The 13,202-nt window shown below is 62.1% G+C and carries 16 protein-coding genes and 1 pseudogene; 8 read left to right on the plus strand and 9 right to left on the minus strand.

The window, feature by feature from the left end:
- Window positions 1–234 precede the first annotated feature (234 nt).
- Window positions 235–435 (plus strand): hypothetical protein, encoded by a 201-nt coding sequence (locus tag K6M89_RS17850; RefSeq protein WP_004672628.1) that lies wholly within the window; start codon window positions 235–237, stop codon window positions 433–435.
- Window positions 436–552: 117 nt separating this feature from the next.
- On the opposite strand, the gene K6M89_RS17855 is transcribed toward K6M89_RS17850, so the two are convergent.
- A complete protein-coding gene (locus K6M89_RS17855; protein WP_097581288.1) occupies window positions 553–921 on the minus strand; it encodes a helix-turn-helix domain-containing protein in 369 nt (122 codons plus the stop codon).
- 398 nt (window positions 922–1,319) lie between these two features.
- On the opposite strand from K6M89_RS17855, the gene recF reads away from it, so the two are divergent.
- Genes recF through K6M89_RS17870 form a run of 3 tightly spaced genes read left to right on the plus strand, consistent with a single transcriptional unit; the run spans window position 1,320 to window position 3,750 of the window.
- Complete coding sequence (recF, locus tag K6M89_RS17860; protein ID WP_222140354.1) at window positions 1,320–2,444, plus strand: DNA replication/repair protein RecF; 1,125 nt, start codon at window positions 1,320–1,322, stop codon at window positions 2,442–2,444.
- The gene (locus K6M89_RS17865) at window positions 2,441–3,265 is read left to right on the plus strand and encodes a molybdopterin-synthase adenylyltransferase MoeB (RefSeq protein ID WP_222140355.1); all 825 of its coding nucleotides are present in this window, start codon (window positions 2,441–2,443) and stop codon (window positions 3,263–3,265) included. The genes recF and K6M89_RS17865 overlap by 4 nt, the downstream gene beginning before the upstream one ends.
- Window positions 3,262–3,750 carry a GNAT family N-acetyltransferase gene (locus K6M89_RS17870; protein ID WP_222140356.1) on the plus strand — a complete coding sequence of 163 codons (489 nt, stop codon included), beginning with the start codon at window positions 3,262–3,264 and terminating at the stop codon, window positions 3,748–3,750. Before K6M89_RS17865 ends, K6M89_RS17870 begins: the two co-directional genes overlap by 4 nt.
- Before the next feature lie 7 nt (window positions 3,751–3,757).
- Here K6M89_RS17870 and K6M89_RS17875 read toward each other — a convergent pair whose 3' ends face one another.
- Window positions 3,758–4,759 carry a 2-hydroxyacid dehydrogenase gene (locus K6M89_RS17875; protein ID WP_097581284.1) on the minus strand — a complete coding sequence of 334 codons (1,002 nt, stop codon included), beginning with the start codon at window positions 4,757–4,759 and terminating at the stop codon, window positions 3,758–3,760.
- Between the two features lie 183 nt (window positions 4,760–4,942).
- On the opposite strand from K6M89_RS17875, the gene K6M89_RS17880 reads away from it, so the two are divergent.
- The gene (locus K6M89_RS17880; RefSeq protein WP_222140357.1) at window positions 4,943–5,482 is read left to right on the plus strand and encodes an SH3 domain-containing protein; all 540 of its coding nucleotides are present in this window, start codon (window positions 4,943–4,945) and stop codon (window positions 5,480–5,482) included.
- Here the strand turns inward: K6M89_RS17880 and K6M89_RS17885 are convergent.
- Window positions 5,475–6,467 carry an adenosine kinase gene (locus K6M89_RS17885; RefSeq protein ID WP_064681582.1) on the minus strand — a complete coding sequence of 331 codons (993 nt, stop codon included), beginning with the start codon at window positions 6,465–6,467 and terminating at the stop codon, window positions 5,475–5,477. The two genes, K6M89_RS17880 and K6M89_RS17885, sit on opposite strands and share 8 nt — an antisense overlap.
- A 418-nt stretch (window positions 6,468–6,885) precedes the next feature.
- Here K6M89_RS17885 and K6M89_RS17890 point away from each other — a divergent pair.
- A pseudogene (locus K6M89_RS17890) lies at window positions 6,886–7,832 on the plus strand (AEC family transporter).
- A gap of 66 nt (window positions 7,833–7,898) precedes the next feature.
- On the opposite strand, the gene K6M89_RS17895 reads toward K6M89_RS17890, so the two are convergent.
- On the minus strand, window positions 7,899–8,462 hold the full coding sequence (locus K6M89_RS17895; RefSeq protein ID WP_222140358.1) for a c-type cytochrome: 564 nt from the start codon (window positions 8,460–8,462) through the stop codon (window positions 7,899–7,901).
- Between the two features lie 153 nt (window positions 8,463–8,615).
- Between K6M89_RS17895 and K6M89_RS17900 the strand changes: the two genes are divergently transcribed.
- Both K6M89_RS17900 and K6M89_RS17905 read left to right on the plus strand, forming a co-directional pair.
- Window positions 8,616–9,371 carry a 3-deoxy-manno-octulosonate cytidylyltransferase gene (locus tag K6M89_RS17900; protein WP_222140359.1) on the plus strand — a complete coding sequence of 252 codons (756 nt, stop codon included), beginning with the start codon at window positions 8,616–8,618 and terminating at the stop codon, window positions 9,369–9,371.
- 10 nt (window positions 9,372–9,381) lie between these two features.
- Entirely contained in the window at window positions 9,382–10,236 is an 855-nt protein-coding gene (locus K6M89_RS17905) for a prephenate dehydratase (protein WP_004672645.1), read from the plus strand.
- Window positions 10,237–10,259: 23 nt separating this feature from the next.
- Here K6M89_RS17905 and K6M89_RS17910 read toward each other — a convergent pair whose 3' ends face one another.
- The 5 genes from K6M89_RS17910 to K6M89_RS17930 all read right to left on the minus strand — a co-directional run bounded on the left by K6M89_RS17910 (window position 10,260) and on the right by K6M89_RS17930 (window position 13,163).
- On the minus strand, window positions 10,260–10,628 hold the full coding sequence (locus K6M89_RS17910; RefSeq protein ID WP_009996075.1) for a VOC family protein: 369 nt from the start codon (window positions 10,626–10,628) through the stop codon (window positions 10,260–10,262).
- A gap of 135 nt (window positions 10,629–10,763) precedes the next feature.
- Complete coding sequence (locus K6M89_RS17915; protein WP_222140360.1) at window positions 10,764–11,024, minus strand: hypothetical protein; 261 nt, start codon at window positions 11,022–11,024, stop codon at window positions 10,764–10,766.
- 72 nt (window positions 11,025–11,096) lie between these two features.
- Complete coding sequence (locus K6M89_RS17920) at window positions 11,097–11,792, minus strand: helix-turn-helix transcriptional regulator (protein ID WP_222140361.1); 696 nt, start codon at window positions 11,790–11,792, stop codon at window positions 11,097–11,099.
- Window positions 11,793–11,796: 4 nt separating this feature from the next.
- Window positions 11,797–12,756, minus strand: a complete 960-nt coding sequence (gene nudC / locus K6M89_RS17925) for an NAD(+) diphosphatase (RefSeq protein WP_222140362.1) — start codon at window positions 12,754–12,756, stop codon at window positions 11,797–11,799.
- Window positions 12,753–13,163, minus strand: a complete 411-nt coding sequence (locus K6M89_RS17930; protein WP_222140363.1) for an HIT domain-containing protein — start codon at window positions 13,161–13,163, stop codon at window positions 12,753–12,755. The genes nudC and K6M89_RS17930 overlap by 4 nt, the downstream gene beginning before the upstream one ends.
- Window positions 13,164–13,202 lie beyond the last annotated feature (39 nt).

Raw genomic sequence — 13,202 nt, forward strand, 5'->3', positions numbered from 1 at the left:
AATTTGTACCGCATTGAGACGGCAGCGGCATGAAAGTCGAGTTGCGTTAACGCAGCCGGATAATGGCGCTTGCAAGTTTTCCAAATGAATTCAGTCTTTGTCGTCAGCGCATAACCCGGAGATCGGAGTAGGTTTTCGAAGGATCAGGCGCAGATTGGAATGATGGAGCGACCTTGGCCGTCCTTTCGGGCGCGGCGCTCTGTTCGGGGAATAACCAAAGCAAGAGTAACTGCCATGGCGCCAGCCTTCTCCTCTCAGCACGACGACGTCGACGTTCTCGCCGGCGCCATTTACACATGGTGCGCCGAGCGCAACATCAAGCTTCGCAGCCAACAGGGCCTTTCGATCGCCAGTATCGCGATCGACCTCTATCATGCCGGCCACCAGACGCAGGACGACCTGCTGACGGCGTTGCACGAGCGCGAATTTCACTGACGCTTTTTATCGAATACGACGCGGCGCGTTCAGCTCTCGCTGTTCTTGGGCTTGCCCGAAAAGCGGAGCTTAAAACAGATTGCAATGTCTGCGAGGAAGCCGATTTCCCGGCTCGAATCACGCGGCGGTTTCGGCAACCTGCCCACTGCTTATGAGCGTGAGAATGGTTTTGACCGCTTCCTTGCCTGCCGGTGAATTCAGCTTGTCGTAACTCAGGGCAAGCGCATAGGCGTCAGGGCTGAGCTCGATGCGGCTGCCGAATTGCGGCATGTCGGCGCCCTCGAAAAGAACCGAGATCTCGACATCGAGAAAAACCGCGATCTGGTGCAGTTTGCTGGCGGAAACGCGGTTCGTCCCCTTTTCGTATTTCTGAATCTGCTGGAAGGTCAGTCCAAGGGCTTCACCAAGCTCGAGCTGGGAAACCCGGCGAAGGGCGCGAAGCTGTCTTATGTTGCGACCAACGATAATATCAATCGGATCTGGCACTACGTCATTCTTTCATACGCAAACGGTTCGTTTACCATAGCGTTTCCGCCGCATAACTCAACCCGCTAGTTGCAAAATTCAACCGACTTTTTCTGGGCTTTACGTAACGTCAGTGGCATCGGAAGAATCGGGAGCCGCTGGTATCCAGGTGGTTTGAAAGCTATGGCGAGGGCTGACGGCGGCCGAGGGTGCGATGCCGGGTCGCTTCGATGCGGTTGTATTTTTTTGGGAATTGCCGGAAAAACGTACCGTGCAGTTCCGGAATCAGAGCTCATTTACGGGAGCATGCGAAATACCGCCCGGGTATTTTACGCGTGATCCGTGGCAGCCGAGCCGCAAGCCTTGCTATCGACGCCGCTTCGGCATAGCTGTCAGGCTTCACCAAACCCGGACACGCGATGCCGCACAACGTTTCTCTTTCCCGTCTGAAGCTGACAGACTTCCGTAACTATGCGGCAGTGAGCCTCACCCTCGATGGCCGACATGCCGTGCTGACGGGAAACAACGGTGCGGGCAAGACCAATCTCATGGAGGCGGTCTCGCTGCTTTCGCCGGGGCGGGGGCTTCGCCGCGCCGCCTATGGCGATATTACCCGCGTCGGCGCGGCCGGCGGCTTTTCGATCTTTGCCGCGATTGACGGCATGGAGGGCGAAGTCGAGATCGGCACCGGCATTGAGGCGGGGGAGGAGACCACCACCCGCAGGCTGCGGATCAACGGTACCGCGGCAAAAACCGCCGACGAACTGACAGACCATCTGCGTCTCCTCTGGCTGACACCGGCGATGGACGGGCTCTTTACCGGCTCCTCCTCCGACCGCCGACGCTTTCTCGACCGGCTGGTGCTGTCGCTCGATCCCGCCCATGGCCGCCGCGCCAACGATTTCGAGCGCGCCATGCGCAGCCGCAACAAATTGCTGGACGAAGGCCGCTTCGATCCTTCCTGGCTCGCCGGCATCGAGGAGCAGATGGCCAGCCTCGGCATCGCCATGGCGCTCGCCCGACAGGAAATGCTCGGCCTGCTCACCCGGCTGATCGAGGAAAGGCCGGAGAACTCGCCCTTCCCTTCGGCATCGTTGCAGCTTTCGGGCTTCATGGACGGCCAGTTCTCTCGCCCTTCGGTCGACCTCGAGGACGACTATGCGGCGATGCTGGCGGAGAGCCGGTATCGGGACGCCGGCGCGGGGCGCACGCTGGAGGGGCCGCACCGGGCCGATCTCATTGTCCACCACCGCGAAAAGGCGATGGAGGCGGAGCGTTGCTCGACCGGTGAGCAGAAAGCGCTGCTCGTCGGCCTGGTGCTTGCGCATGCGCGGCTCGTCGGCAATCTCACCGGCCATGCGCCGATCCTGCTGCTCGACGAGATCGCCGCGCATCTCGACGAGGGCCGCCGCGCCGCGCTGTTCGATCTCATCGACGGACTCGGCGGCCAGGCCTTCATGACGGGCACGGATCAGACAATGTTTTCAGCGCTCGCAGACCGGGCGCAGTTCTTCACCGTTGCCGACGGAAAGGTGTTCGGATGAGGGAGGCGGCTTTTCCCGACGTCGGGCATCATGATAGCATCGCCGCCATGGAACCGCTCAGCCCCGACGAAATCGCCCGATATCACCGACACATTCTGCTCCCCGAGATCGGCGGCGCCGGCCAGCAGAGGCTGAAGGCCGCCCGCGTGCTGGTGATCGGCGCCGGCGGCCTTGGAGCGCCGATCCTGCAATATCTGGCCGCCGCCGGTATCGGCACGCTCGGCATCGTCGATGACGACCGGGTGTCGCTCTCCAACCTGCAGCGGCAGGTGATCCATGATTCCGGCACGATCGGCGAATTGAAAACCGAAAGTGCTGCGCTCGCCATTGCCCGCCTCAATCCGCATGTGCGGCTGATCCGCTTCGAGGAACGTTTTGGCGCGGAGACCGCCCAGCGGCAGCTCGCCGGCTTCGACCTGCTGATCGACGGTTCCGACAATTTCGACACGCGTTATGCCGCCGCCGACGCCGCCGAGGCGGCGCAGATTGCGCTTGTCACCGGCGCGGTCGGGCGTTTCGACGGTTCGCTGACGGTGCTCAAGCCCTATGAGACCGGCGAAGACGGAACACCCAATCCCAGATATCGCGACTTGTTTCCGGAAGCGCCGCCGGCGGGCCTGATCCCCGCCTGCGCCGAAGCCGGAATCATCGGCGCGCTCACCGGCGTCATCGGCACGATGATGGCGATGGAGGCGATCAAGCTGATCACCGGCGCCGGCGAACCGCTGATCGGACGGCTGCTGCTTTATGACGCGCTCTCGGCCCGGTTCGACACGATACGCTATAAACGCCGCCCGGAACGGCAAGGGCAGGCCGTATGACGATCATCCGCCTGGATCAGAGCTTTACACGCTGGGACGAACTGCTGGCGCTCATCCTCACCGCCTTCGCCTCGATGAACGGCAGGATCGATCCGCCCTCGTCGGCGCTCAAGCTGACAACGGAGTCGCTGGCCGAAAAAGCCGGAACCGAGATCGGTCATGTCGCCATCGAAGACGAAAAGCTGATCGGCTGCCTGTTCCTGCGGCCGGAGGCCGACTGTCTCTATGTCGGCAAGCTCGCCGTTCTCCCGGAGGCGCAAGGCAGGGGGCTCGGCAAGCGGCTGCTGGCAACCGCCGAGGCGACGGCGGCAGCGCTTGGCCTTGCCGCTTTGCGGCTGGAGACGCGCATCGAACTCACCGAGAATCATGCCGTCTTTGGCGCCTGGGGTTTTTCGACAACCGCCGAGAAGGCACATCCGGGCTTTGCCAGAACGACCTTCGTCGAGATGCGGAAGATGCTTACGGCTCAGGCCCGAATCGTCTGAACCGGGATCAACGCCCAGGCAGCACCCGGTTCGGCGGCCTGTGGCCGTCGATGAAGGTGCGGATATTGATGATCACCTTGTCGCCCATATCGATGCGGCCTTCGATCGTCGCCGAGCTCATATGCGGCAGCAGCACGACCTTGCCCTCGTTGGCGAGCTTGACGAGCTTCGGGTTGACGGCCGGTTCGTTTTCGAAGACGTCGAGGCCGGCGCCGGCGATCTTGCCCTCTCTCAGGCTTTTGATCAGCGCGCTTTCGTCGACCACATCGCCGCGGGCGGTGTTGACGAGATAGGCGGTCGGCTGCAGCAGCGCCAGGCGACGGGCCGAAATTAGATGGAAGGTTGCCGGCGTCGACGGGCAATTGACCGAGACGATGTCGACGCGGGCGAGCATCTGGTCGAGGCTTTCCCAATAGGTCGCCTCCAACTCGTCCTCGACGGCCGGATTGACGCGCTTGCGGTTGTGGTAGTGGATCGAAAGGCCGAAAGCCTTGGCGCGGCGTGCGACCGCCGTGCCGATGCGACCCATGCCGACGATGCCGATGCGCTTGCCGTGAATGCGCCGGCCGAGCATCCAGGTGGGAGACCAGCCGGCCCACTCGCCGGGCTTGTCGGTCAGCACCCGCGCCCCTTCGCCGAGCCGTCTCGGCACCGCGAGAATGAGCGCCATCGTCATGTCGGCGGTATCCTCGGTCAGGACGTTCGGCGTGTTGGTGACGGTGATGCCCTTGCGCGCCGCCGCCTCGACGTCGATATGGTCGGTGCCGTTGGAGAAGCTCGCAATCAGCTTCATCTGCGGGCCGGCCGCCTCGATCAGCGCCGCGTCGATACGATCGGTGACGGTCGGCACTAGCACGTCGGCGGTCCGGACGGCCGTCATGAGCTCCGGCACGGAGCGCGGCGCGTCGTCGATGTTCAGCTCGGCATCGAAGAGCTCGCGCATGCGGGTTTCGACGGCATCCGGCAGCTTGCGGGTGATGTAGACCTTCGGTTTTTTCTTCGCTGTCATGGCTGCCTGGGGTGCCTTGTTCAGAGGTCTTTAACCAAGAGGGGTGATAATTTTCTCATTCCGGGCAATTTCTACCAGACCCGCACGCGAAGACAAACAAAACTCGTGGTGCAGCCGGCGAATATCACAACCCGGACAGCGTGCAGGCGGGCCTGCCCGTGAATCGAGCAAACGGATGCCTCCATGCGCAGCAAAGTCCTGAAGTCCTGCCTCGCCCTCGCGATCGTTCTGGCCGCATCGCTCGGCCCCGTCGAATTTGCCCATGCGCAGGCGGCCAAGGGACCGAGCGGCCTGCCATTGCCGCGTTTCGTCACGCTGAAATCCAAGCGTGTCAACCTGCGCATCGGCCCGGGAACCGATTACGCGGTTTCGTGGATGTATCTGAAATCCGGCCTGCCGGTGGAGATCATCCAGGAGTACGACAACTGGCGTCGCATCCGTGATGCCGACGGCACCGAAGGCTGGGTCAATCAGTCGCTGCTCTCCGGCCAGCGGGCGGCGATCGCCGCACCCTGGATGAAGACGAAGGGCAAGGGCATCTTCGTCAATCTGCGCCGCGAGGCGCAGCCCTCCGCCTCGATCATCGCCAAGCTGGAACCCGGCGTGATGCTGACGATCGGCGAATGCAACGGCGACTGGTGCCGCGCCGAAACCGAGGGCGCCACCGGCTGGGTGGCGCAGTCGGAAATCTGGGGCGCCTATCCCGGCGAAGCCTTCAAATAAGCCCTGCCTGCTTGGCGGCCTCGTTGAGCGAGGTCATCGGGCGCGGGCCGATCTGCTGGATGACGATGCCGGCCGCGAGGCAGCCAAGCTTGCCGCAATCTTCCAGGGACCGTCCCTGCGTGTAGCCGTACAGGAAGCCGGAGGCGAAAAGGTCGCCGGCGCCCGTCGTGTCCACAACTTCCCTGATCCGGATCGCATCGACGTAATAACGCTCGCGGCCCTTCAGGATGACGGCGCCATTCTCACTCATCGTCACGGCGGCGATCTTGCAGTCCGCGGCAATCCTGTTCAGCGCCTCTTCGAAGTCTTCGGTCTGGTAAAGCGACAGCGCTTCCTGGCGATTGGCGAAGACAATATCGACCGTGCCGGAGCGCATCAGATCGAGGAATTCGCCGCGATAACGGTCGACGCAGAAACTGTCGGACAGCGTCATCGACATTTCGCGGCCGTTTTCATGGGCGATGCGGGCGCAGTCGCGAATAGCCTCCTTGGCGCGCGGCGGATCCCAGAGATAACCTTCGAAATAGGTGACCTTGGCGTCGGCAACGACATCGGCCTCGACGTCCTCAGGGCCGAGTTCGACGCAGGCGCCGAGATAGGTATTCATCGACCGTTCGCCATCCTCGGTGACGAAGATCATCGACCGCGCCGTCGGCGGGAAGGTGCCCTTGGGACGGGTCTGGTAGTGGACGCCCTGAGCGCGAATGTCGTGGGTGAAAATGTCGCCGAGCTGATCTGCGGCGACATTGCCGAAATAGGCCGCCTTGCCGCCGAGATTCGCAACACCGGCCGCCGTATTGCCGGCGCTGCCGCCGGAGGCTTCGAGTGCCGGTCCCATGCGCGAATACAGAAGTTCGGCGCGCTCGGCATCGATGAGGTTCATCGCCGCCTTGGTGATCTTGTTATCAATGAGGAACTGGTCGTCGCAGCGGGCAATGATATCCACGATCGCGTTGCCGACTGTGAGAACATCGAATCTTGTCATGAAATGGGGAGTCCCGGATTTGTGATATCAGGGGTTCGGTCTTAGCGAAATTTCCGCGGTTTGGAAGGATAAATGGTGAATGCGTCTCTGTTCTTCGCAAAAGTGCCGCTTATTCGTCATGTCCCTGTCATTTTCGAAACCTACAAATGCTCGCAAGAAGACCGGCATGAGCAGCTTTCAGTTGCAGCCGGGCGACGAGGGATAATCCCTTCGATCTTACCGGCGCGGTGCTGACCACGGATGAACTGGCAGTCTCGCGATCCGGATATCCGGCAAGGCTGGAGCGGAAAAGCGGGCCATGCCCGCTTTTTTTGCTTTCGGATGCAGTCCATCCGCGGCCGGGCGCCGATTGCGTTTTCAACGCAGGCCTTTTGCTGCTAGATCTCGGATACTCCCTCCCCGCAGAGCATCCTCCCTTATGTCAGCCATCATTCTCGACGTCCTTCCCATCTTCATCCTGATCCTCATCGGCTGGGTAATCGTTCGCAGCGGCTTGATGGCATCGAATGTCGGCGACGCGCTCAGTGAATTCGTCTTCAAGATCGCCGTGCCGCTGCTGCTCTTCCGCACCATCGCCGAGGCGGATTTCCATGGCGCTTCGCCCTTCCGGCTCTGGATCGTCTATTTCTCCGGCGTCGCCATCACCTGGACGGCCGGCCATATCGCCGCCACGCGCCTCTTTAACCGCGACGAACGGATCGGCGTGCTGGCCGGCGTTTCCTCGGCCTTCGCCAACAACGTCTTCATCGGGCTGCCGCTCGTCCAGAGGACCGTCGGCGACGAAGGGCTGGTGGCGTTGTCGATCCTGCTTGCCGTGCATCTGCCCGTGATGATGGTCGCCGGCACGGTGTTGATGGAGCATGCAGAGCGCAAGATCGCCGGCAAGAGCGACCGCAGCATGATTTTCGTGCTTCGTCAGATTGCCGTCAATCTCATCCGCAATCCGCTGTGATCGGCCTTGCGGCAGGCATGGCCGTGCATCTTTCCGGCCTTACCATGACGGCGACGCTGGCGACGGTTGTCAACCAGATCGCCGGCATTGCCGGCCCGGCAGCGCTGATCTCGCTCGGCATGGCATTGGAAAAATACGGTGTCTCCGGCAATCTCGGCATCGCCAGCGTCACTTCGAGCTTGAAGCTGCTGCTGCTGCCGGGCTGCGTCTGGGCGGCGAGCCGTCTCCTCGGTCTCAGCCCGGAATGGACGGCGGCGATCGTGCTGACCTCTTCCGTGCCGACAGGCGTGAATGCCTGGCTGATCGCCAATCGGTTCGGCGTCGGCCACAGCCTCGCCGCCTCGACGATCTCGGTGACAACGGCGCTCGGGGCCATCACCGTGTCGCTCTGGGCCTATTTCCTCGGCGCCTGAGCAGCTCTCGACAACAAAAGCCCGGCTTGCGGCCGGGCTTCCATGTCGTGCGCGTATGTTGCCGCCTTACTGCGTCGCGGCATTCGGATCCGGCAACGGAACCGGCGAATCGGCGAGCGTGTGCAGGTAGAGGATGACGTTGGCGCGATCCTGATCCTTCGTCAGGCCGGCAAAGCCCATGGCGGTGCCGGGAATGTCCTTCTTCGGCGCCAGAAGGAACTTGTTCAGAAATTCGAAGGTCCACTTCTCGCTGCCGCCCTTGGAGAAATCCTTCATGGCGGAGGAATAGGCGAAGCCTTCATGCGCGGCGATCGGGCGATCTACGACACCAAAGAGGTTAGGACCGACCTTGTTCGGCCCCCCTTTGGTGGCGTCATGACAGGCCTGACACTTCTTGAAGACCGATTCACCGGCCTTGGCATCTGCAGAAGCGAGCAATTGCGCAATCGGAACGGCAGCGGCCGGCGCAGCTTCGCCACCGGCGGCAGGGGCCTCTTCGGCGACGATCGCGAAACCTTCCTTTTCCGGCGCTTCGGAATGGAAGATCCCCTCGGACGCGATGGAGACCGACATCAGAACGAAAATCGTTCCGAGCAGCGCCCCCACGGCCGTATTGACGTATGAATTCATCTGCAATGCTCCCCTTGCAGCCGGCAGACCAGAACCGGACCATCTTGAAATCGCGCGGAACCTATGTCTTTTGACTGATCGTTGCAACTGTCTAAATGGTCTTATGCGTGAGACTTTTTGACACTTTTCAGCCCGGAATAGAAGGCCCGAACAATGAGTGATTCAAATTTGGCCGAGGTGCTCGTATTGATCCCGGCGCGCATGGCCTCCACCCGGCTTCCGGGCAAGCCGCTCGCCGATATTTGCGGACGGCCGATGATCGTGCAGGTGGCGATGCGCGCCAAAGAGGCAGCCATTGGCCGCGTGGTCGTCGCCGTCGACGACCAACAGGTGTTCGACGCCGTTTCCGCCGCCGGGTTCGAGGTCGTCATGACCAGCAGGCATCACCAATCGGGTTCCGACCGGATCTTCGAAGCGCTGACGAAAGTCGATCCTGCCGGCAAGGCGAAATTCATCGTCAACGTTCAGGGCGACCTGCCGACGATCGATCCGGAAACCGTGCGCGCGGCCCTGCGCCCGCTCGAGAACGAAGCGGTCGATATCGGCACGCTGACGACCGAAATCGACAATGAGGATGACAAAACCGCGCCGCATATTGTCAAGATCGTCGGTTCGCCCGTCTCCGACACCCGCCTGCACGCCCTCTACTTCACGCGCGCGACTGCACCTCACGGCAAGGGGCCGCTCTATCACCATATCGGCCTTTATGCGTATCGGCGTGCGGCGCTGGAGCGATTCGTATCGCTCGGTCCATCGACGCTCGAGAAGCGCGAATCGCTGGAGCAGCTGCGGGCGCTGGAAGCCGGCATGCGCATCGACGTGGAGATCGTTGACACGGTTCCGCTCGGTGTCGATACTCCCGCCGACCTTGAAAAAGCGCGGCGCATCCTCTCCGCAAAGTCGAACTGACGGAACCATCATGAACATCAAGACCAACAGGATCGCCTTCCAGGGCGAGTTCGGCGCCAATTCCGACATGGCCAGCCGCGACATGTTTCCGACCATGGAGCCGCTGCCCTGCCAGACCTTCGAGGATGCGTTTACCGCGGTCGACAACGGCGACGCCGATATCGCCATGATCCCGATCGAAAACACCATTGCCGGCCGCGTTGCCGATATCCATCACCTGCTGCCGGAATCGCGGCTGCACATCATCGGCGAATATTTCATGCCGATCCGCTTTCAGCTGATGGTGCTGCCCGGAGTGACCAAGGACGAAATCCGCACGGTGCACAGCCATATCCATGCGCTCGGCCAGTGCCGCAAGATCGTGCGCGCCCATGGCTGGAAGCCTGTCATCGCCGGCGATACGGCAGGCGCGGCGAAGCTCGTCAAGGAAACCGGCGACCGCTCGATGGCCGCGCTGGCGCCGCGCCTTGCCGCCGATCTCTACGGGCTCGAGATCGTCGCCGAAAATGTCGAGGATACGGAAAACAACGTCACCCGCTTCGTCGTGCTCTCGCGTGACGAGGAATGGGCGCAGCGCAATTCGGCGGAAGAAAAGGTCGTCACCACCTTCGTCTTCAACGTCCGCAATATTCCGGCCGCGCTCTACAAGGCGCTCGGCGGCTTTGCCACCAACAACATCAACATGACGAAGCTCGAAAGCTACCAGCTCGGCGGAAAATTCGTGGCGACGCAGTTCTACGCCGATATCGAAGGCCATCCGAACGATCCGAACGTTCGCCGGGCCTTGGAGGAACTGCGGTTCTTCTCCGAGAAGGTGCGCATCCTCGGCGTCTACAAGGGGCATGCGATGCGAGGCCTGCTCTAAGCGGGCCTCGTCCATTCAGGCTATTACTTATCCGGCTCACAGACGCGCAGCCGATGCCCGTCCGGATCGAGGACGACGAAGGTCGGGCCAAAATCCAGCTCGGTCAGTTCTTGGGCGATCGGCAGGCCACGCTGGCGCCAGTCCTCATACTGCCTGGCGACGGCATTTTCGCCCGCCACCATGAAGGCCACTTCGCCCCGGTTGCCGATGGCGGAGGGCTGCGGCTCGACCTTGCTGCGGCGCCAGAGGCCGAGCGTGAAGCCGCCGTCGAGCGGGAAGGCGACGAAATTCGGCGCCTCCACGGCCGGTTCGCGGTTCAGGAGATTCCGGTAGAAGCTGGCGCTTTCGCCGGGATCCTTGACGTAGAGGATAATCAGATTGGGGCTGCTCATTTCGGTTCTCCTGTTGTTGCCAATTGGGGGCACCGCGAGAGATCGCCTGCTGCCAATTCATGGCAGCAGGAAGCTGAGCGCGCTGCGTAAGCACGCCCCGGTCTCGACCGGCGGTGTGGATAATGATCGGATAGTCTAAAGCGAAAAACGGCTCTCGCGGCGCGGGTCGCCTCCATCCATGAAGCCGAGGTCGCGCTTGCGGCAATCCGGTGCGGCCTCGAGATCGAGGCTGGTGTGGTTTGCACTGCGAATCCGAAAGATGTTCATGACCAGGCGCAGAAGGCCGGAGTGCGCGGGCTGCCCGACATCGGCGAAAGTTTCGGCCGAAATGACATCGGCAAAGGCGTCGACCGCAAAACGGTCGCTGGTTTGGCGGATGAATGAAGACGTTGCCATGATCGGTACTCCTTTCTTAGTGGATTGAGACTGATCATAACGCCAACTGCTGACAGTTTATGGCAGCAGCATTCACCTCTCGATCGGCACGTCCTGCGTCTCGCGCCACTCCTTGAGAAGTGCGGTACGGCGGCGCGGATAGCGCACCTCATGCAGTGCCATGTCGATGATGCGATCGGTGCGGAAATGGCGAAAATCCTGGCGCAGCTCGCACCAGGCCATGAGGACGCGCACGTGCTCGAAATAACCGAGCGCGAAAGGCCAGACACGGCGGCGGGAGATCCGGCCCTGCTCGTCGCCGTAATGCAGCTCGAGAATACGCTCCAGGCGGATCGCCCTGCGGATGGCCGAGACATCCGCGCTGTCCTCATCGCGGCGTTTGGGACCGACGAAGAGAGCGGCCGAATCGATCATTTCACGCAGATCGGCCGGCAGTACGGCGGCGATCTTGGCCAGCGCATCGGCACCGGCGCCGGCAAGGCGCGGCTCGGCGGCGCGGGCCACCCAACGCGAGCCGAGCACCAGCGCCTCCAGCTCTTCCTCGGAAAACGTCATCGGCGGCAGCATGAAACCGGGCTTCAGCACATAACCGATGCCGGCTTCGCCTTCGATCATCGCGCCCTGGGCCTGCAGGCTGGCGATATCGCGATAGAGAGTGCGCAGGCTGACGCCGGTCTCCTGAGCGAGCACGGTGCCGGTCACCGGCATGCGATAACGCCGAAGCGTCTGGAGCAGCGTCAGGAGCCGTTCCGAACGGGCGACGGGCATGGCACTAGCGCTTCCACTCCACCCAGTCGCGCATCAGGCGGTGGGCGATTGCGCCTTTCGGCGGCGAGGCTTTGCCGTTGGCGCCCGGGCGCTCCAGCATCTCGAGCGTTTCCTCGCGGGTGAACCAGCGGCAATCCTCGAGTTCGGTCTCATCGCGCTTGATCTCGGTGGATTTCGCCTCGGCGTAACAGCCGATCATCAGCGAATGCGGCATCGGCCAGGGCTGCGAGGCGTGATAGCGGATACGGCCGGTGCGGATGCCTGACTCTTCCAGCGTTTCCCGGCGCACGGCATTCTCGATGGTCTCACCCGGCTCGACGAAGCCGGCAAGACAGGAATACATGCCGGGCGCAAAATGCGGGCTGCGGCCGAGCAGGCAGAGATCGCGGCTCTCGTCGATCGTCAGCATGATGACGACGGGGTCGGTGCGGGGAAAGATTATGTGCTCGCAGGCGGCGCAGACACGCTTGTAACCGCCGATATGAATTTCCATCGCCGAGCCGCAGCGGCCGCAGAAGCGGTTGTCGCCGTTCCAGCGAATGAGGCTTGCAGCCTGGGCGAATTCGCCGAGCAGCACCTCATCGATCAGCATCTCGCGAAACAGCGTGCGGCCGTCGGCGGGCTTGTACTGGCTGGCGAGATCCTCGACGTCGATGCCGACGGGAACGGCGAGGCGGGGCTCGCCTGATTTGCGGTAGCCGAGAAGCACCGTCTCGTCCCAATCCGGCTGCAGTTCCTGCAGCTCGTAGCGGGCAAAGAGCGGATCGAGCACTTGGCCGTCATGCTTCAGCACCAGCTTGTCCCTGGCGAAGGCGAAGATATGCGTTCCTTCCCTGGCCAGCGCCCTTTCGACGGAGTGTTCATCGCGATGTTCGGAATCGCGATTGAGGTCGTTGGCGGCAAAGGCGGTGAGATTGCTGGGTTCCGGATGCGGCACGTCCGAATCGAAAAGCGAATGACTCATGATGAAAGGGCTTCCCGCAACTTCGCTATGAATTCGTCTCTCTTCCCGTCCTCGTAGGGCTCAGCGCGCCCGAAGCCCCAGACAGGACCCGGCCAGTTGGCATCGCCTTCGAAGCGGGCAATGACATGAACATGAAGCTGGCGGACGATGTTGCCAAGAGCCCCGACATTGATTTTTGTCGCGCCGGTGATCTCTTTGAGCGCCTTGGCGGTGAGCTCCGTCTCGAAGGCGAGTAGCACCTGGTCGAGCGGCGTCATTTCGAAGATTTCGGTGATGTCGGCCCGGCGCGGCACGAGAATGAGCCAGGGCCAGCGGGCATCCCTCGACAATCTCAGATCACAGAGGCCTGTGACCATGACGCTGATGCTGTCGTTTTCCAGCCGGGGGTCGAGCGTAAAGCCGTTCAAGGGACATTCCTCCTGTCTTTTCCAACGACTAGCAGTTTT

It is taken from the genome of Rhizobium croatiense (genome assembly GCF_019793465.1).
Classification (GTDB): domain Bacteria; phylum Pseudomonadota; class Alphaproteobacteria; order Rhizobiales; family Rhizobiaceae; genus Rhizobium; species Rhizobium croatiense.